Origin of the sequence: Nostoc sp., from assembly GCF_036917575.1 — a bacterium.
Lineage (GTDB): Bacteria > Cyanobacteriota > Cyanobacteriia > Cyanobacteriales > Nostocaceae > Nostoc.
On sequence record NZ_JBALDC010000085.1, the window covers coordinates 1 to 20,182 of the forward strand.

Annotated in this window: 13 protein-coding genes and 1 pseudogene; 7 read left to right on the forward strand and 7 right to left on the reverse strand. The window is 40.6% G+C overall.

The genetic code is table 11. The annotated features are described in order from the left end of the window. The first annotated feature begins 680 nt into the window (after positions 1-680). Both V7K79_RS24880 and V7K79_RS24885 read left to right on the forward strand, forming a co-directional pair. Positions 681-986, forward strand: coding sequence for a hypothetical protein (locus V7K79_RS24880; RefSeq protein WP_335051418.1), 306 nt, complete (start codon positions 681-683; stop codon positions 984-986). Between the two features lie 769 nt (positions 987-1,755). Beyond that, positions 1,756-2,633: pseudogene (locus V7K79_RS24885) on the forward strand (IS630 family transposase); the annotation flags it as partial. 312 nt (positions 2,634-2,945) lie between these two features. Here V7K79_RS24885 and V7K79_RS24890 read toward each other — a convergent pair. Further along, positions 2,946-4,232: a homoserine dehydrogenase gene (locus tag V7K79_RS24890; RefSeq protein ID WP_335051420.1), complete on the reverse strand. Its 1,287-nt coding sequence runs from the start codon at positions 4,230-4,232 to the stop codon at positions 2,946-2,948. A 194-nt stretch (positions 4,233-4,426) separates the two neighbouring features. Continuing rightward, positions 4,427-5,773: a ferredoxin--NADP reductase gene (gene petH / locus V7K79_RS24895; protein ID WP_335051422.1), complete on the reverse strand. Its 1,347-nt coding sequence runs from the start codon at positions 5,771-5,773 to the stop codon at positions 4,427-4,429. 1,418 nt (positions 5,774-7,191) lie between these two features. On the opposite strand from petH, the gene V7K79_RS24900 reads away from it, so the two are divergent. Together V7K79_RS24900 and metK are read left to right on the forward strand one after the other, a co-directional pair. Beyond that, positions 7,192-8,196 (forward strand): phosphoribulokinase, encoded by a 1,005-nt coding sequence (locus V7K79_RS24900; RefSeq protein WP_335051423.1) that lies wholly within the window; start codon positions 7,192-7,194, stop codon positions 8,194-8,196. 260 nt (positions 8,197-8,456) lie between these two features. Then, the gene (metK, locus tag V7K79_RS24905; RefSeq protein ID WP_335051425.1) at positions 8,457-9,731 is read left to right on the forward strand and encodes a methionine adenosyltransferase; all 1,275 of its coding nucleotides are present in this window, start codon (positions 8,457-8,459) and stop codon (positions 9,729-9,731) included. Between the two features lie 262 nt (positions 9,732-9,993). Here metK and V7K79_RS24910 read toward each other — a convergent pair whose 3' ends face one another. After that, positions 9,994-10,956 (reverse strand): hypothetical protein, encoded by a 963-nt coding sequence (locus V7K79_RS24910; RefSeq protein ID WP_335051427.1) that lies wholly within the window; start codon positions 10,954-10,956, stop codon positions 9,994-9,996. A 153-nt stretch (positions 10,957-11,109) separates the two neighbouring features. On the opposite strand from V7K79_RS24910, the gene V7K79_RS24915 reads away from it, so the two are divergent. The 3 genes from V7K79_RS24915 (at position 11,110) to V7K79_RS24925 (ending at position 15,485) form a co-directional block, all read left to right on the forward strand. Next, positions 11,110-12,570, forward strand: a complete 1,461-nt coding sequence (locus V7K79_RS24915; RefSeq protein WP_335051429.1) for a sensor histidine kinase — start codon at positions 11,110-11,112, stop codon at positions 12,568-12,570. Then, positions 12,563-13,888, forward strand: a complete 1,326-nt coding sequence (locus V7K79_RS24920) for a sigma-54-dependent transcriptional regulator (RefSeq protein WP_335051431.1) — start codon at positions 12,563-12,565, stop codon at positions 13,886-13,888. The genes V7K79_RS24915 and V7K79_RS24920 overlap by 8 nt, the downstream gene beginning before the upstream one ends. A 220-nt stretch (positions 13,889-14,108) precedes the next feature. After that, the gene (locus tag V7K79_RS24925; RefSeq protein WP_335051433.1) at positions 14,109-15,485 is read left to right on the forward strand and encodes an RNA polymerase factor sigma-54; all 1,377 of its coding nucleotides are present in this window, start codon (positions 14,109-14,111) and stop codon (positions 15,483-15,485) included. Between the two features lie 76 nt (positions 15,486-15,561). Here V7K79_RS24925 and V7K79_RS24930 read toward each other — a convergent pair whose 3' ends face one another. From V7K79_RS24930 to V7K79_RS24945, 4 genes are all read right to left on the reverse strand, one after another. Then, positions 15,562-16,746, reverse strand: a complete 1,185-nt coding sequence (locus V7K79_RS24930; RefSeq protein ID WP_335051435.1) for an anion transporter — start codon at positions 16,744-16,746, stop codon at positions 15,562-15,564. Between the two features lie 175 nt (positions 16,747-16,921). Then, positions 16,922-18,208, reverse strand: coding sequence for an MFS transporter (locus V7K79_RS24935; RefSeq protein ID WP_335051437.1), 1,287 nt, complete (start codon positions 18,206-18,208; stop codon positions 16,922-16,924). A 329-nt stretch (positions 18,209-18,537) separates the two neighbouring features. Further along, positions 18,538-18,993: a pentapeptide repeat-containing protein gene (locus V7K79_RS24940; protein WP_335051439.1), complete on the reverse strand. Its 456-nt coding sequence runs from the start codon at positions 18,991-18,993 to the stop codon at positions 18,538-18,540. A 312-nt stretch (positions 18,994-19,305) separates the two neighbouring features. Next, positions 19,306-20,169: an alpha/beta fold hydrolase gene (locus V7K79_RS24945; protein ID WP_335051441.1), complete on the reverse strand. Its 864-nt coding sequence runs from the start codon at positions 20,167-20,169 to the stop codon at positions 19,306-19,308. Positions 20,170-20,182: the final 13 nt, after the last annotated feature.

A 20,182-nucleotide genomic window follows, 5' to 3' on the forward strand; every position in this document is an offset into this window, starting at 1 on the left:
TGCTAAATGAAGGAGGTCTTGTTATTAAATGGGAGCGTAAGATTAAAAACAAAGGTAATGCTGTTTATTAAATTTAGCTGCGTAGCAGCTTATCAATCAATAAGTACCTGTAAAATATACCATTTTGTTGGAAAAATATGCAGTACTAACAGTATTTTTGAGGGAATTTATTAGTCTTTCATAAAAAAAGCTATAGCTGCGATTGCCATATTCTTTATAACTTTTGTTTGCGTAATTTTAAACTCAAGTTATTAATTTAAGCAGAAATGGCTACAGAATAAGAACATATTTATGCCAAAGCGATCAAGCAATCTCATGTTGATGAGCATCTTTTTATGCTTCGGTTTATAGCTGTTACCGTAAAAACTGACGCAATTCTCAATCCACTGCCTCAGCCTGGGTAAAATTAGGGCATCAATATTGAAATGATTACACAGGGAGGTATCTGTAATTAGGGAAAACTGAAAAAGTAGGTAGTCTAGATTTTTTGAAAACAGTAACAATTGTTGCTGATACAACCAGGCGATCGCGGTAAGATTTTGGACTTAAGCCCGATCTGACTCCGATACTCCTTAATAATTCGTAATTTGTAATTAGTAGTATGAAGTAACTAAGTTGAGTTGTGGAGTTCAAAATATGATTTTTTCTAAAACTGAGATTCAATTACACTCAAAAGAAAAATGACAAATAAAAACAACTTTCAAAGATTAATAGAACTTGCAAATGATTATGGAATTATCTGCGAACCAACACCAGAAGAATGTTTGATTGCATCTTTACCTGGAGACGATGATTTCTTATTAGCTTTTACTTGGTCTGGTACTATTGAGGGAGAGCCACCAGAGCATGAATTAATTGCAATTAGTGTACAGGATATAGTCAAAGAAGTTACCGTTGCAGCTTGGCAGATTCCTTTTTATTTATTCGGGAACGTTTTAAGGCAAGCTCAAATGCTTGTCACTGCTCACAAAGATTTTGTTAGTTAGAAGATAAGTTATAGTTAAAAACTGCTATCCCTGTCAACTGTCTGTGGCAGGGATTTTTATTTCAACTACTACTTTAAAAATTTAGAAAAATTTTTCTATTGACAGTTCATTAGTTATCAGTATACTAAACGCTGTAGCTTAAAAAATTCAAGCTGTAGTAACTACAACTTCTTCTGTATTAACTACAGAAGGAGTTGTAGTTAATAACGTTCCTAATGTGATAAGTAAGGCTTAAGTTTTTGTTATTATAAATTAAGCCTTACTTATCAATGAGCGCAGTGTGATAAGTAAGGCTTAAGTTTTTGTTATTATAAATTAAGCTGTTATTATCGAACCGGGAGCTGTGGGTAATAACGTTCCAAATGCTGTAAGTAACGTTTAAACTGTTGTTACTACGGCTGAAGTTGTGCTTATAAACATTTAAGTTGTCGTTAAGACACAAGAAGTTAATCTTCTCAGTTTTTACCTTCTATGTCTAAATTTTTAACCGCCTGCTACTTAAAACGCTAGCCTTGAAGAATCCAGCTACTTACATACATTGCATCATGTTACCTAAACCCAAGAAGCACTAGACACCCCAGCACTGGGCGAGTTGGAAGCCTTTTGGCATTGGCGAACAGTACCCTAACAACTATTGGGAGGTCTAGCTTATATCTGCAATATCAATACTTTCAAGCATTTTTTCTATTTTTGCTACTTGTTTGCTACTTAAAATAACTATTTTTACCCTTCTTCTTCGCGATCGCACATGGCGATCGCGCTACTCAAAGGAAACTATCATAAGGCAACCAATGAATATATTGAGTTATTAATGGGAATTCTTGAAAAAGAACCAAGTGAATTAGATTATGAATTTGGACGCTGGACAACAGCGAGATTAGACGTATATTTAGAAGAAAAAACAGGTATAAAGTTAAGTGGTGAACAAGTTAGGAGGATACTAAAACAAAAAAGTATGTTTACCTTTGGGCAAAATACAGTCTAGAGGACAAACAAGACCCAACAAAAAGGGAGGCATTTAAAGAAAAGTTACAAGGCTATTTATCAGCCTCAAAACGTTGCCCAGATAAACTGCAAGTCTGGTTTTGGGACGAGAGTGGTTTTAGTCTTCGGGTAATTAGACGTAAAAATTGGAGTAAAAAAGGTTCGAGCAAGAAAGTAACAGGAAAACGCAGTAGTGGACGTGTAAATGTAATGGGAGGAGTCAGATTTCATGACCGTAAAAGAATGTGTTATTTCATTGATAAAGGGAATGGTGAAAGTTTTTATGAGCAACTAGAAAACTTAAATAAATTTGTGAAAAATGAATGGATTTTAGCAGGAAATCTAGAATCTACTTTTTCGGATAATGGGCCATTAATTTTAATTATTCTAGATAATGCTAGCTACCATAAGAAGAAAAGAATTGTAGAGGCTATTGAAAAGGAATTACCTAATATTCAACTTTATTTTCTCCCAGCCTATAGCCCAGATATGAATTTAGTAGAGTTAGTCTGGCATTCTGCTAAAAAATATATAGCTCACAAATTATTTAAATCGGTAGAGGAACTGAGAAATTTGCTAGACAGACTCTTGAATCAAGAAGAATTAATTATTAAATGGCAGCGAAAAATTAAAAACAAGGGTAACACTGTTATTGCAAGTTAAATATGGAACAGCTTATTAACACTTGTTTGTTCACTCAGTTATTAGTGATGCTTGGTGTTACTACATCAGCAAATGGGGCTTTTTAACTGGGGTATTTCAATCCTACTATCTTGCCAAATAATAGAGACGCAAAATTTGCTCCTCTACGTACCTAGTCTATTACTTGTTTACGTTACCCAGGCAAATCCAAAATTGACGCGATCGCCTCCGGTAACATTAGAGCGATCGCACCCTTAAACCGAATACTTAAAACTCTGGTTCAACACTGAGCAATCGCAATTGAGCAGTTAAGCGATCACTAAAACATTAATCTCAAAGTACACGCAGTAAGCTGGGAATGCTTTCGATCGCAGATAAATTCCGAATTTCTGTTAAAGCTTGCCGAAAGTTGCCTTCTGGCACATCATGGGTAACAACCACAATCTCTGCTAGTTCCCCTTGAAAGCCTGTTTGGACAATTGACTCTAAGCTAACGCCATAATTGCCAAAGCAAGTACCCAATTTACCGATAACTCCAGGTTGGTCATTGGTGAGGAAACGGGCGTAAAATCGAGTTATCAAATCTGCCATCGGTGCAATTTGGCAGTATTCCTGATGCTCACAAGCTAATAATGGATTTGTAACTGCTGTATTAGTTTTGAGGACAGCAACTAAATTCAAAATATCTGAGGTGACAGCACTAGCGGTTGCACCAGCACCAGCACCTGGGCCAAAAAACATTACTTGTCCGATAGGTTCTCCTTCGACAAGAATCGCATTGTAAACGCCGTTGATGCTAGCCAAAGGGTGGGCTTGAGGCACTAAAGTAGGATGAACTCTAACAGAGAGGGGGGATGAGGAAGTATCACGTTTAGCGATCGCTAACAATTTAATCACAAATCCCAATTTTTTGGCATAAGCAATATCTGTTTTGCTGACTTGCCGAATCCCTTCAGTATAAACATCTTGTAGATTGATGCGTCCCCCGAAACTTAATGATGCAAGGATGGCAATTTTATCAGCTGCGTCTAAGCCATCTACATCGGCTGTGGGGTCAGCTTCAGCATAACCCAGACGTTGGGCATCAGCTAAAACATCATTGAAGTTGCTGCCTTCTGTTTGCATCCGTGTCAGGATGTAGTTTGTTGTACCGTTAATGATACCTGTTACAGTGTGAATTCGGTTAACACTTAAAGATTGCTTTAAAGGTTGAATTACTGGAATACCACCACCCACAGCGGCTTCTAACATTACGTATACGCCAGCTTGATTAGCAGTAGTGAAAATTTCTGCTCCGAAGCGGGCAATTGCTGCTTTATTAGCTGTGACTACGTGTTTGCCATTACTTAAAGCTTTGAGAATTAGCGATCGCGCTGGCTCCAGTCCACCCATCACCTCAACCACAATATCTACTGCCGGATCGTTGACAATAGATTCTAAATCTGTAGTTAAGACTTCCGTAGACAATTGTACCGTACGTGGTTTATCTAGCGATCGCACTCCCACCCGATAAATTTCTATCTCTTGCAACAATGGGTGACGCCCAGCGCTATCTTGCAACAACTGCACTGTTCCCGTTCCCACGGTGCCTAATCCCAGTATTCCTAGTTTCACACCCATTTTGCACCCAATTCATTTTTAAGTGCTGAGTGCTGAGTGCTGAGTGCTGAGTAGTAACAAGTATTTAATACTTTACCTCCCAGAACTGAGAACTCTTTCCTCAGCCATCTATATAAAACAATTGTAGGGTAGGCACTGCCCACCCTACTCATTCATAACTTAGAACTCAGAACTCAGCACTCGGTACTTAGCACTTAGTAAGTTTCTACGTGCCAGCGATGAGCTTTCTTGAGTTGCTTCTGGTAATCACTCCAGGTTACACCTTCTTTTGCAGCAGCAGTTGTTAAAGCTGCATCAATACCTTCTTCCATACCTCGCAAACCGCAGATGTAGGTGTGGGTTTTTTCATTTTTAATCAACTGCCACAATTCATCAGCATGTTCCGCTACGCGGTCTTGGATGTACATTCTACCACCTTGAGGATTTTTTTGTTCCCGGCTGATGGCAGGAGTGAGGCGGAAGTTTTCAGGATATTTTTGTTGAATTTCTTCCAGTTCTTCCTTATATAAAAGGTTTGGAGTTGTCGGCACACCAAATATTAGCCAAGAGAATCCTTTAAATTCGTATTCTGAGTTAGCTGCTTTTTCCGCGTCTTTAAACTGACGCCACAGATAAGCTCTCATCGGGGCAATACCTGTTCCGGTTGCCATCATGATCACATTAGCATCAGGGTCATTGGGTAACAACATTTCCTTACCCACAGGCCCTGTAATTTTTACATCTGCCCCTGGTTCTAAGAAACACAGGTGTGTGGAGCAAACACCGTAGACTGTTTCGTTAGTTTCTGGGTGCTTGTACTCCAGCTGGCGGACGCACAATGATATTGTCTTATCATCCACATTATCGCCATGACGAGTTGAGGCGATGGAATAGAGTCTAAGTTTTTCTGGCTTGCCGTTTTTGTCTAATCCTGGTGGAATAATCCCAATACTTTGACCTTCTATATATTTCAAATCTCCAGCGGAGATGTCAAATTTAAGGTGTTGAACAATACCAATACCACCTTCTTTAACTAGCGGTTCATTAGATATTACCTTGCCAATAAACGGAGCATTGGGACGGTAAGTATTAACAGGAACGTCACCGTGGTCTTTTTTGGCTTTCGCTTGAGTCATGGTGTTGCCTTTCTTGTCTTTATTCTTAAGCTGTTCTTCAGCTGGTGGTTTAGCGAAATCTTCGGTTTCACTATGAGTATTTACAGGTGTGGCTTTACCATTCCCTTCACTGTTAGCAGTTTCCTCAGTTGTAGCTAACTCGCTGACTTCGCTTGTAGCATTCTCAAGTGAAGCTTTATCATTAACTGGCTCTAGAGCAGTTACAGACTGGATGCTAACAATTGTGCCGCCTAGACGAGTGATACGTCGCATTTCTTGATTCATCCGGTTGTAAGGCACTCTGATGAACACACTGCCACTTTTCCGAATTGGGTAGTTAGTTTGATCGGTTTCTTTACTCTGACGCAAACCCACCACTTCATAAAGGAAAATGCGGCTACCTAATTCTGTGTTGGCAGCACCCTCAACAGCACCTTGATTGTACATTCGTTCTAGCACTCCGATAATTTACTTAACCGTTTTTCAAAAAAAAACTATTCCCCTACCTTGCCAGCTTTAGTTTACCGGATTTTCGTTTCACAAAACTGGCTTTGAAGGAAAAACGGCATCATTAAATTAATGCCTTGCTAAGTACACTCACCAAAGACATGCAGGCATAGCAAAAAACACACCTGTTCACCTTCTAAGGTAAAGGATAAGTCTTGTGGAGAATGTTAATAATGAATCAATTTAATCTTTTTTTCGTTAACTACCACCCCCATCAGGGAGATAGCTTTTTACCTTAGCACGCAATCAGCTACTCACACATAGCAGATATTCTCATAACACTGCTTTAAGTGGTGTAAGCTGCCGCTCAGTTTACCTCCAAAATCTATTCTTATGCTTGCTTACTCTAAGGGTTTAAATCGGAGAATACCAACAGAGGAAGGTTTTCTTCAAGATCGGTTTTACTTCTTTAAATCTACTACTCTTTGAAAATGTTATTAGCTATCTTCATTGCCTGTCTATGGAAAATTACATAACTAAGACAACTCCAGCTACAAACATAACCAGATAGAGAATCGTAATTTAAGCAACTGTAATTAGTTTCACTTGACGCGAAAAATCGGTCAACCTTTTATCAGTACTTTGCCATAACGTCAACGCTTCTATATGAGCATATCCATAAATTTACAGCCAATAATTTGACTAATGCAAGTTGTTTCCTCATTCGTTGGATAGATTTTTGCTTTGAATAATTAAGTATTGTCGAGTAGGAATTACAATTAAGGAACATTAGAAAATTTGCAGCATTAATAAATTATACCTTATAGTCTTGATTTGATAGAGTCACAAGTAGCAGACTGATAAGGGTGCAACGCTGATGTGCGGTGCTGATCCCCGTTTTTAAATTAACAACTAAATTAACAGAAAAATATATTGATGAACCATGTTAATTCTTCTTGAGAGCAATCTTGTATAGGATACCCCCTTCTGTTAGAATCAAAGATATCACTAGGATTAAATACTTACCGGCACCAACATTCAGGCTAGTCCGACGAGTAGCAACTTAAAAGAGAAAGCAGGAGGCAAAGGGCAGATCGCGCAGCGTGTCGTAGACAAGGCAGGAGAAAAGAAGTATGAATTTTTTTTATTTCTGAGTCAAAAGCCCAGTTTAAAAATAAAAATTGTATTGAGCAAAAGTGCCGCAAGATTCAAGGCATTTACAGCTTAAGTCCCACGCTTTTAAACGTGGTTCACTCCTGAATCCTTAGCTCCTGATTACTTTGTTGTTTACCCGCTTGGTGTCTTATAGATGTGCTAGGTAGCAAGAACGCAGGATAAACCAAAGGGGTAAACTCCTGGCTTGAAAATCTGCTGTGTGAAAAATTATTGACACAACTTTAGTATTTTAGAGGAGATTTATGACAAGAAAGCCGGAACGCGTGGTACTGATTGGAGTAGCCGGAGACTCTGGATGCGGTAAATCTACGTTTTTGCGTCGTTTGATCGATTTGTTTGGTGAAGAGTTAATGACAGTTATCTGCTTGGATGACTATCATTCCTTGGATCGCAAACAGCGCAAAGAAACCGGGATAACGGCACTAGACCCCAGGGCAAACAATTTTGATTTGATGTATGAGCAAATTAAAGCGCTCAAAAGTGGTGAAGCGATTGATAAGCCGATTTACAACCACGAAACCGGCTTGCTCGATCCGCCAGAGCGAATCGAGTCGAATCACATTATAGTTATTGAGGGGCTGCATCCTTTATATGATGAGCGGGTGCGATCGCTAATCGACTTCAGTGTTTATTTTGACATTAGTGATGAGGTCAAAATTGCCTGGAAAATCCAGCGAGATATGGCTGAACGCGGTCATCGCTACGAAGATGTGTTAGCGCAAATAAATTCCCGCAAACCTGACTTTGATAAATTTATCGAACCGCAAAGAGAATTTGCTGATGTGGTTCTCCAGGTATTGCCCACAAACTTAATCAAAAACGACACTGAACGTAGAGTCTTACGGGTACGTATGCTCCAGCGGGAAGGTAAGCAAGGCTTCGATCCAACTTACCTATTTGATGAAGGGTCAACAATCAATTGGACTCCCTGTGGACGCAAGCTGACCTGTTCTTATCCTGGTATGCAACTATACTACGGTTCAGATGTTTACTACGGTCGCTATGTCTCAGTACTAGAGGTAGATGGTCAATTTGACAACTTGGAAGAAGTCATTTATATCGAAACTCATCTCAGCAATACATCCACAAAATATCAGGGTGAATTGACTCATTTGTTACTCCAGCACCGTGAGTATCCAGGTTCCAATAATGGAACTGGTTTCTTCCAAGTGCTGACAGGTTTGAAAATGCGTGCTGCCTATGAGCGGTTGACAGCTACGGAAGCAAAGTTAGCGGTTCAGGTTTAAAATCAGCAGTGTTTGTGTCAAAGCTTGAGGAGCGCTTTCGGGTGCTCCTTTTTTTGTGTTATTAAATACATTTAAAATAAAAAATAATTGGCATACATTTATCTTACTTACGGATATTTACCTTATAATTACTGGTTTTTATCAATATCAAGAAGATACTAACGACTGAAGTATAAATATTGTTATGATTTCATAAATTAGAAGTTGAACTAAATACTTACATTTAGTCAACGAAAAAACTCTCGATGGAGGAATTTCCTTTGTCTCGTCGATATCTATTTACCTCTGAGTCAGTTACCGAAGGTCATCCAGATAAAATCTGCGATCAGATTTCTGATACTATTCTGGATGCCCTATTGACACAAGATCCTAGCAGTCGTGTCGCCGCTGAAGTCGTAGTTAATACTGGTTTGGTGCTAATCACTGGTGAAATAACCACCAAAGCCAATGTAAATTTCGTCAATCTCGCTCGGAAAAAAATTGCCGAAATTGGTTATACCAATGCCGACAATGGCTTTTCTGCTAACAGTACCAGCGTTCTGCTAGCTTTAGACGAACAATCACCCGATATCGCCCAAGGCGTTAACACCGCCCAAGAAACCCGCGAACAAGATAGCGATGAACAATTCGACAAAATTGGCGCGGGCGATCAAGGTATAATGTTTGGTTTTGCCAGCAACGAAACACCAGAACTGATGCCTTTACCCATCAGTCTCGCCCACCGGATTGCTCGCCGATTGGCAGCAGTTCGTAAAACAGGTGAATTGTCATACCTGCGTCCTGACGGTAAAACCCAAGTAACTGTGGTCTACGAAGATGGACGCCCAGTAGGTATTGATACGATTCTAATTTCCACCCAGCATACAGCCACTATTGGGGAAATTACGGATGAGGCGGCGGTACAAGCCAAAATTAAACAAGACCTCTGGTCAGCAGTAGTCGAACCTGTTTTTGGCGACATTGACGTTAAGCCGAATCAGGAAACACGTTTTTTAGTCAACCCCACTGGCAAATTTGTCGTTGGTGGCCCTCAAGGAGACTCTGGTCTGACAGGACGGAAAATAATCGTTGATACCTACGGTGGTTACTCACGACATGGTGGCGGCGCTTTTTCTGGCAAAGACCCCACGAAGGTAGACCGTTCTGCTGCTTATGCGGCTCGTTATGTCGCAAAAAATATTGTCGCAGCTGGGTTGGCAGAAAAAGTTGAAATCCAGCTATCTTATGCGATTGGTGTAGCGCGACCAACAAGTATCCTAGTAGATACCTTTGGCACTGGCAAAGTGGATGAAGAAACCTTACTGGAATTAATCAACCAACACTTTGAACTCCGTCCAGCAGGGATTATCCATACCTTCAACTTACGTAACTTACCAAGTGAACGAGGCGGACGTTTTTATCAGGACGTCGCGGCTTACGGTCATTTTGGGCGGGCTGATTTAGACTTGCCTTGGGAACAGACCGATAAAGCCGAATTGTTGAAGCAAGCAGCAAAAGAGTCACTTTCGACAGCAGTTGCTCAGGCACTGACTTAGACTTATAGGCTACTACAAAAACTTAGTTTATCTACGTGAGGGTATTGGCAACTTAACAAGTTAGCAATACCCTCATTTTTTACTAGCCACCTGAATATCCACAAGTAAAACTACTACAGCCGTAGTCACATAGGTTAGGACATAAGGATGGGGTGAAAGAAGAGAGTTAGCAATAGTTTTACCTCCTGCCTCCTGCTATACTTTGTCAAGCTAAACGCCCCGACAGCAGATTCATCTGTTGCAAAGATTTTTGTCAATGGTATTACGGTTCGGTGATAGCTTTTGGTTGCAAAGATACAGATTGCCCATTAACTGACAATGCTGTAGCTTCTAAAATCTGGCCGTAACGATTGCGAGTGCCGAATCCTTTGGCTTGAATTGTGTTTCCCATGTTCCCCATACTGGTTAGCTGTTCACCTACATGGGGCGGGAACTTGACAATAGTGCCATTAGAGATAATGACTCCATTAATTTCTCCTCGATGTCCCACCAACCAATTCTGAGCAGTTCCCTCCGCAGATAAGGTACTGTAGTTGCTCAAGCTGGGTGGTTGGGGGGCGGTTGTGGGAGGTTGTTCGACTAAAGTCTGTCCAGTTTGAGAATTGGTGATGCTTTTGGCTCTCACTTCCTGTCCAAAGCGAGTAGAAAAGCCAGGATTGCCAAAAATGCTCACTTTCGTGTTTGGGGTAATTATCCGCACTAAACTGTCCGCCATCTGGGGAGGAAATTTCACCTGTAGCCCGTTATTGAGTAATAGCCCATCCACCTTACCTTCAGGGTTGAGAAGATACTGTTTCACCTCTCCAGTGAAAGTGGTTCCGGCTGTGGGGGGTAATTCTGGTGGGGGTGGTGGGGGAATATCTAGAGGATTAAGATTGGCTAAATTGGCACTTGGGAGATTAGCTTCTAGCGATCGCCCACTTGGTGTAGGATTACTAGCAAAAGTATTGTATGTCCAAAAACCGAAAAGTGCGATCGCTGCTCCAATGCCGCCACTAGTTAAAATTAACTTTAACTTGCGTTGGCGATCGCGATCTCGGATTTGCTTGGCTTGAATCTGCTGTAGAGCTTGTTGAATCACCTCTGGAGGAATTTGTACTTCTGCCCCAGCTTGCATAATTTCTTCTAAAGAATAATCCTGATTTTCTTGGGCATACAACTGAGCCGCTAGAGCGAAAACATCAGGAGCAATTTCTTTCGGAATGCGAACTTTAGAGTTATTCATCTGCTTTAAAATTTAATTGCTAACTAGAACTCTAATAGTGCAAAACTCGTGCCATAGATACAAGACACTCGTTAGTTAGTAAGGCAGGATGAAAAATGAGCAACTGGAATTTGGCATAGTTTTTGCACTTCTAGAAGTTCTAACCCTTATTCCATGCAACCTATTGTGTTACCTCAACGTTGGACACTCCGGGGACAGCTAACAATCCTCAGCATCCTTTTTTTAGGTTTAAGTGGAGCTGCTTTGTGGTTAGTGGTACAACTATTTGAAAGTCTGGAAGGTGCTGTTGTTGCCAGAAATCAGAGAGAATTAGCTTTTGCCAACACCAGACTAATTAAGCTGTTTTGGGAATCAAATCTTGGACAAGCACCAAAGCCAAGTGAGCAGTCAAGCAAACTGTTGGCGGAACTTTCAAACGATGCCCTAACTACTTTTCCAAGGGTAGAAGGGGGATTTTATCTGCTTCAACAAGACCAGCTTTTAGGCTATGCCTATCCTACCCACGGGGGCCCTGTCCCCAAAAAAGATATTCCTCCTGCTGAACGAGACACAATTTTGCAATTGACTCGGAGAGCCACAAGCCAAGGTTTACCCCAGGAATTAGTATTGCACCCCGGTCTTGATCTCTTGGTACTGCGTGCTGACCCTCTACCTCTGTGGGGTGCAGTGTGGACGATGAAACGTATGCCTCATCTAGAAGATAGCAATCAAAACGTTTTAAGTGTTTTCGTAGTTTTAGGAATTTTAGTTGTAGGAGTTTGGACTTTTTATATTGCCTTACAACTACAGTGGGGAGTGCAGCGACTCCAGCAAAGTATTAAAGCAATGGAAGAGGATAAAGCTTCCCTAATTCCTCCCCTCCCCGCAGAAATGGGACTGTTGGGAACTGCAATTAATAGTATGCAATACCACCGTCAAGAGTTAGAGCAACGCTTGCACCGTGTTGAGCGCTTGGTTTCTCTAGGACAATTGGTAGCGGGGGTAGCTCATGAAGTCCGCAATCCCTTAGCTAGTATGCGCCTCAATTTGCAATATACAGAACGGCAATTAAAAAAGCAGGGAATTACGACTTTACCGATCGCTAGTTTACTAGAACAAGTAGACCGTTTAGAAATGCTGGTGCGACGGCTATTGTATTTTGACCAAAATCAGCAAGAAGAAATGGTAACTATTTCCCTAGAAGCGATCGCTTTTGAATCAGTTTCTCTGTTGCGTCTCAAAGCCGAAGAACAAGGAGTAACACTTTTTTATCGTTCTGCTGCTGAACCCTTGCCCCAAGTACCACTACGCCGTCGGGAGTTAGGACAGGTGATGGTTAACTTAATCTTAAATGCCATCCAAGCAAGTCCACTAGAAAGCGAAGTTGAGGTTGGTGTAAGCCAAGAGCAAGACTACTTAGTGACTTGGGTAAAAGACACTGGCGCAGGTTTAGCACCAGAAGAACGCGATCGCATTTTCGATCCTTTTTATTCCACAAAACCCCAAGGAACAGGTTTAGGTTTAGCGATTAGCCACGAGATTGTCACCCGACACGGAGGGCATATTGATTTGAAATCTCAACCAGGTTGCACCGTTTTTAGCGTTTACTTACCGAAGAATCACAACGATGGCTAAAATTTTGATTATTGATGATGAAAAAGCCTTGCGTCAAGCGATGGCGCAGATTTTAAAAGATGAAGGCCACACTGTGGTGGAGGCGGGAGACGGAGAGCAGGGATTGAAGATAATTCAACAAGATACCATATCTCGTCCTAACTTGGTATTTCTAGATTTGAAAATGCCCAAAACTCAGGGTAATGCTGTTCTAAAAGCTTTAGGTAGTAAGACTCTGTTTGAACTGCCAGTAATTGTGATGACAGCTTATGGGACAAGTCGTACAGCCATTGAAGCCATGCAATTGGGAGCTTATGATTATTTAACTAAACCCTTCGATTTAGAAGATTTAGTCAACTTGGCGCAAAAAGCTTTAGCTCATTCCCAAGCATCCGCCGAGCAAATTGGTGAAGCAAATATTCAAAATCTCGGACAACCAGAAGAACTGTTGGGGCGATCGCCTAAAATGGCAGAAGTTTTTAAACTCATTGGTAGACTTGCCCAAGGAAACACCACAGTTTTGATTGTCGGGGAATCAGGTACTGGCAAAGAGTTGGTCGCTTCCACACTGCATAATGCTAGCCCTCGCAGTCGCGGCCCTTTGGTAAAAGTTAACTGTGCAGCCCTCCCAGAACACTTGTTAGAAGCAGAATTATTTGGTCACGAAAAAGGAGCCTTTACTGGAGCGAATCACTTGCGAATTGGTCGCTTTGAACAAGCCAATGGCGGTACAATTTTTCTGGATGAAGTTGGAGAATTGAGCCAGATAATTCAAGGCAAATTGTTGCGAGTATTACAAGATAAATCCTTCGAGCGCTTGGGTAGTAACCAAACCAAAACTGTAGATGTCCGCATTTTAGCTGCCACCAATCGGAATTTAGAACAATTGGTACGCCTCAATCAGTTTCGAAAAGACCTTTACTATCGCTTTAACGTAGTACGAATTGAACTGCCACCTTTGCGCGATCGCCCCGAAGATTTAGAACAACTTACCCAACATTTTTTAAGTTCTATTGCTCTCAGAAATGGAATTAAAAATTTAGCAATTACCTCAACCGCCCTAGAAAAATTGAGAGGTTACGCATGGCCAGGAAATGTGCGAGAACTACAAAATACTTTAGAGAGAGCAGCAGTTTTTTCTGGAGGAAGAACGATTCTTTCAGAGCATCTCATTTTTAATCAAGAATATCAGATGAATTTAAATTTAGAACAAGCGATCGCTCAGTTAGAAATAAACTTTATCCGCCATGCTTTAGCACTTTATCCCCAAGAACCCCACAAAGCATTAGGAATTTCTGTCGAAAGCTTTGAGCAAAAAAAGAAACAATGGAATTTATAACATTCTACCTTAGAGGATGTCTGAAAAGTTTTTTGTATACACCTAACCCTTGGATATCCCCCTAAATCCCCCTTAAAAAGGGGGACTTTAAGACTCTTATTTCCCCCCTTTTTAAGGGGGGTTAGGGGGGATCAACCAATATTTGATACTTCTCAGACATCCTCTTAGCTTCAGCATTTTCCCAACTCTCTGTGTTCTCTGCGCCTCTGCGGTTCGTCTCATGAATTCCTTAAACTCAGCATCTACACTAGAAACACACCTAGAAACTCAAACTGTTATTTACCCAACTCTACAGTATTTAGTTCGCTTCTTGCCGTGGGATGGTAAGCGAGTATTCGACTATCTTCGAGAAGAATCTAAACACAATCCATTTATAGTAGAAAATTCTGATTTCCAGAACAGTGAAGCACTTTTAGATGATATTCTACCTAATTGGTATAGTCCCATCGCCCAGGAATTAAGTTTGAGCGAGCATCTTCTTGGACAAATATCAGCTTTGTCAATACCATACAAACAACGTGAAGCCTTAACCTATCTAACTCAGTGGTTATCAAACTCAGGTTACTTAGAAGAAACTCCAGAAGTTTGGGCAGATGGTAGTATCTGGAGTGCAAAAGAATTAGAAGCTGTTGTACCTATTCTCCAAAGTTTAGATCCACCTGGAATTGGTACGCGAACCCTACAAGAATGTCTATTAGTACAACTCAAAGACCAGCCTGAAAGTTTAGCTTTTTTACTAATTAAAAATTATTTAGAAGAGATAGCAAATTGTATTGGTAATTCTTCCGATTCAAAGCAAAATTGTCAAATACTATTACAAAAGCTGCACCATAATCACCAAAATATTGATGTTGAAATTGATAAAATCACGAATGCTATTCATGAAATTCAAGAATTAGAACCCCGTCCTGCCAGAAACTTTGGTGGTAGTGATGCTCCCATCGTCACCCCTGATTTAAAAATTGAGCTAATAGCTGGAAGTTGGCAAATTTCTTTAGCCTATGAAGTCAAACAACGTTTTTGTCTAAATTCTGAAGCCATTAAGCTTTTGCAGGAATCACCAAAAGCAAGGCGAGATACCCAACAGCTAGAAGCATTATTACAAAAAGCTAGGAATTTACTCACAGCTTTGCAACAATGGCAGGAAAATCTGCTCAAAGTTGGGAAATTTTTAGTTGAGCGCCAGCAAGCTTTTTTGCAGAGTCGGGATAAATTAGACTTAGTATCTACCCCTCAGCAATTAGTAGCTCAATCGGTAGGACTTAGTAACTCTACAGTCAGTCGGATTGTGCGGGGACGGTATATATTAGTTTGTAACCAAAACAGTCGGATAATTCCGTTGCATTCACTATGTGTTCCTATAGGAGTAGGCGGACGTACTCCTCAACAAATCCAACAGATGCTACTACAGTTAATTGCAGAAGAATCACCCGTCAATCCTTATACTGATGAGCAATTAGCCCAGCTTTTGAAAATCCGATTTTGTCTGCCAATCACTCGCAGAACAGTTACAAAATACCGTAAAATTGCTGGGATAAAGTCATCACATCAGCGCAAGTTGACTGATAAAAAGATGGGAAGCAAGAGCAGGAAGTAAGGAAGTCTCTTGAAATATCAAAGTTGAGCCTTTGAGCCTGAAATTTTAAGTTTGATTGTTGACAAATGACAAATGACTAAATCCAAAAATAAGCCAGGATAAGAGTCAGCACAGTTAGCGGCAGACCAAAACGTAGATGTTCCCAGAATGACAATTGATAACCAAGTTTTGCGACAGCCTCAGCAACAATTAAATTAGCAACTGAACCTAACAAAGTTAGATTACCTGCTAAGGTAGATCCTGCGGCTAATAATAACCAGGTTTTTGTGTCTGGATGCGGAATTAAATGTTGTAGTAATAATACTGCTGGAACATTAGAAACTAAATTTGAAAGCAGAGCAGTAATTCCTAATATGTTCAGAGGATTATAAACTAAACCGCTAAATAAATTCAATATTCCTAATTTTTCTACTCCCGCAGTCACAACAAACAGTCCAGAAAACATCACCAGTAAATCCCAATCTACTTTATTTAAAACTCGTTGCGGTTTAACTCGTCTAGTAATGAAGAGTAAACCAGCAGCTACAAGTGTTGCTTGGGCTGGAGGTATCCCAATTAAAAATGCAATTAATAGTCCTCCTGTTATCAGTAGGCTTTTAGTAAGCAACGGTTTAAATATGCGGTAACGTACGGGGGTTACACTCGGACAAGACTTAGTAGAACGAACATCAGGATAAAGCCACCACAATAACCCAATTTGGATTAACAAACTTACTAATGCGATGGGGGTCAATGCTTTCGCAAAATCGAGATAGCTGATACCAGAGAAGGAACCAATCAGAATATTTTGTGGATTACCACTTAAGGTAGCTACTGAACCCAGATTAGTTGCTCCCGCCAAGGCAAGTAAGTAAGGAATCGGATTGAGGTTCAAAGTTTGGGTTAAACCGAGAACCAAAGGAGTCAAAATTAGAGCGATGGTATCATTCAGAAAAAAAGCGGAGAGAATTCCACTACCGAAAGTTAAAACAATTAGCAAACCTAGAGGGCTGCGGGTGAAGTGTGTAACTGTATCAAGGGTTAATTGAAAAAAACCAGCGTAAGCTAAGTTTGTGCTGATTACCATCATGCCAAACAGGAAAATCAGCGTTTTATAGTCTATCGCTTGCCATGCTTCTTTGAGGTCTAATACCCCAAATGCCATTAGCAAAGATGCACCAACTAAAGCAATACTGGCTCGGTTCATCCGCAAACCAGGGAGATATCCTAAACCCAAACCGATATAAGTCAGCCCAATGATGATATATCTGAAAACAATCATGATTTTGCTAGATACTTTTGATTAAGTAGTCATTAGTCATTGGTCATTGGATTTTAGTGCATACCTCGCCCCTTGTGGGTGGAAAAACTTTGTCTTTCATGGGGCTAATTCAAGCCATGTTAAAGAGTGGACGTGGTTTCTATTCGACTAATGACTAATAACTAATGACTAATGATTAATGACTCCCCGAAGCGGTTTGATGTGATGCTTTTCTATTAACTCCTGTTTTTGTTTCAGGTACACAGAACCAAAAAACTGCTAAAGCCACAACTGCGATCGCTGCTAAAATCAAAAAACCAACATTGTAACCAGCACTTTTAACCACAAACCCAGCCAACAGGTTGCTCAAACCCGCACCGACACCAATAGCAGTGTTGAGCATCCCTTGGGTAAGATTAAAGCGTCCAGTGCCTTTAGTAAAATCAGCTACCATCAATACGGAAAGCACACCAAAAATTCCGCCTGCAATACCATCCAGAATTTGCACAGAAACGAGAAAATAGGGATTGTCCGAAAACGTATACAGCACTCCTCGAATTGGTAAGACGGCAAAGCCAAGCAGAAATATGGGTTTTCTAGCTGTATGTGCGAAACGCCCAGCCAAGTTAGACACTGGAATCATGACTAACTGAGCCACAATAATACAAGCAGACATATAAACTGTGTCACTTGTCCCTTTCCCCTCCGCCAATTCTTGACCGACTAGCGGTAACATAGCAGCATTGGCAAAGTGAAACAGAACGACTGCAATAGTAAAAAATAAGATTTTGCGATCGCTCAATAATTGCAATATGCCTTCAGATGGCTGCTGATGTTTTTCATTATCCTCCTCTTGGCCTTCTTCGCCCTCTTCACCATCTCCACCATCTCCACGCGCTAATTCGTGGTCAATCTCTCTTTCACGAATCATCCTCACCGAAATAATACTGCCCACAGCCATAGCTGCAACCAGGAAAAATATTGCCTTGCGTGCAATAAAGTAACCTACTAAACCAGCGAGAGTAGCAGCTAGCAGATTTCCTGTATGGTTAAATGTTTCATTACGACCTACTCGCCTATCTAATTTCTCATGTCCTACGAGTCCCAGAGTAATAGCAGTAATCGCAGGTGGGAAAATTGCAGCAGCAATCCCAATCATAATCTGAGACCCGATGACGACAGGCAAATTGGGGAATAAGCCCATAGCGATACAGCCGATAGAAACAAACACAGCCGCCAGGACAATCAACATCCGTTTTTGACGTAGCCTGTCAACCAATGCACCAGCTGGTGTTTGAGCAATAACTGTGGCAATTGCCGAAGCTGACATCGCCATGCCAATCTGAGCAGGGTTCCAATTTGCTGATGCTTTCAGGTAAATACTCAAATATGGCCCAACACCATCGCGCACATCTGCGAGAAACACATTCAAGTAATCAAGCGATCGCAAACTCTTCTTACTCGGTCTTCGCTGTTGTTGCATAAGTCTTTAGTGATATTTTGTGAGCTATGGAGAGGTCACAATACTCTTATGCAAAAATCGTGCCAAATCAATGGCGTCCGGCTACATCTAGCGAAAAAACCCTCTTTGTGTTATATACAACTTACACAAGTAATATCAGCGCGATCGCAAAAAGAAACCCCCTCTGCTTTTGCCATAGTAAAGTGATTACAACGCAGAGGGGTTTCATTTTTCTTAATATTTTTGTAGAGGCAGGTTTTAAGGATAATTCTGGCAAAAAACTAGTTTATTTAATTTAAAACCCGCCAAAACCTATGTTGTATTGATTTTAAGCTGTGTACTCAGTTGGACTATTTCCAGTCGGGAATTTCAGCGTCTTCTCCACCAATCCCGATTCCAGTGTTAAATATTTCCGCATCAGTAAGATTTAGATTGTTCATTGATGCTTGATACACATTAGAATCGTGAATCGTAGCACGAGTAAAGTTTACTCCGTTGAGATTGACTTGCTTCAAATTCACATTGGTTACATAAGCAGATGTTAAGTTAGCACCTGCCAAGTTTGCACCTGTTAAGTCAGCACCTTCGAGGTTAGCTCCTACAAGGTTAGCTCCTTGGAGCTTCGAGCCTCTTAAGTCAGCACCAATTAAATGAGCGCCACTGAGGTTAGCTCCTGATAGTTCGCACTTAACACATTCCCCAGTTGAAAGCAGCTTTTGTAAATCTTGTGGATTCTCGGCTCTAACCGAGCTAGCAAAAAATAGGGGTGTTGCTAAGGCCATGGCCGCTAATAGCTGGAGTTTCATAATTTCCCCCTTAATAATCAAGTTTGCGTCCGTTCTGTCCCTCACATATCCATTATCTCATTAAACTTCGTGAGGTCAATCTATCTTGTGACAATCTATCTTCTGACAAATTGATTGCGATTTAAAACACAGATAAAAATTATCTCAAAAATGCCATTAATTCCGATTTATTGACTATTTTTAGCCAATAAATCCTCAATAAATGCCCAGTATTAAATCACTATTAAATCTTTTTAAAAGTAAAATCTAGCGCTACTTGTTATAGGTAATTTAATAAGTATTTATACTTTATCGAGCAATTGATGGTTTAATTTAAGTCCTAAGAAATTCTCGCATATACTGATTAACCAATTCCGGCTGTTCTTGCTGCACCCAATGTCCACAATTAGGAATGTATTTGATTTGAAAATCCCTGACATAAGCTGCGGTATCGTAGGTTAATTCCTTACCAAGTGCAGTGTCGTTTTCTCCCCATATCATCAGTGTTGGCACTTCCAGAACGCCCCTATTTGGATTTAGCATTCTCTGCTGAAAAACATTGCGGTAATAGTTCAACATTGCTGTGAGCGCACCGCGTTTTGCAGCAGCATCTTTATACGCGTCAATATCTGCTTTAGTGAAGGCACTCTTGTTAACTGCTGTACCTTTAAAAATTGTTTCAATTGCTTGGTAGTCTGAAGATTGTAAGAATAATTCCGGCATCCAAGGTAATTGAAAGAGGAAAACATAGTAACTTCGCTGCAACTGTTGGGGAGTGCGTAAGCCTTGGGCAAATTTGGCAGGATGAGGCATATTAAGGATAATTAATTGCTCTACCATTTCCGGAAAAGCATAAGCAAAAGCCCAAGCGATCGCACCACCCCAATCATGTCCAACTAATACACACTGTTGATATCCTAATCCCTTTATAACTCCTTCAACATCTTTGATAAACTCATCCATGACATAAGCTGATTGTTTTTGTGGTTTATCACTATCGTTGTAACCACGCAAGTCAATGGCAACTACTTTAAAATTTTGGGCAAATTCTGGTATTTGATGCCGCCAAGAATACCAAAATTCAGGAAACCCATGTAACATCAACATTAAAGGGCCTTCACCTTGGGTTACATAGTGTAGTTTCACCCCATTAGTAATTATATAATCGTGCTTCCAAGAACTTTCTATTAAAGACATATTTAATCAAATA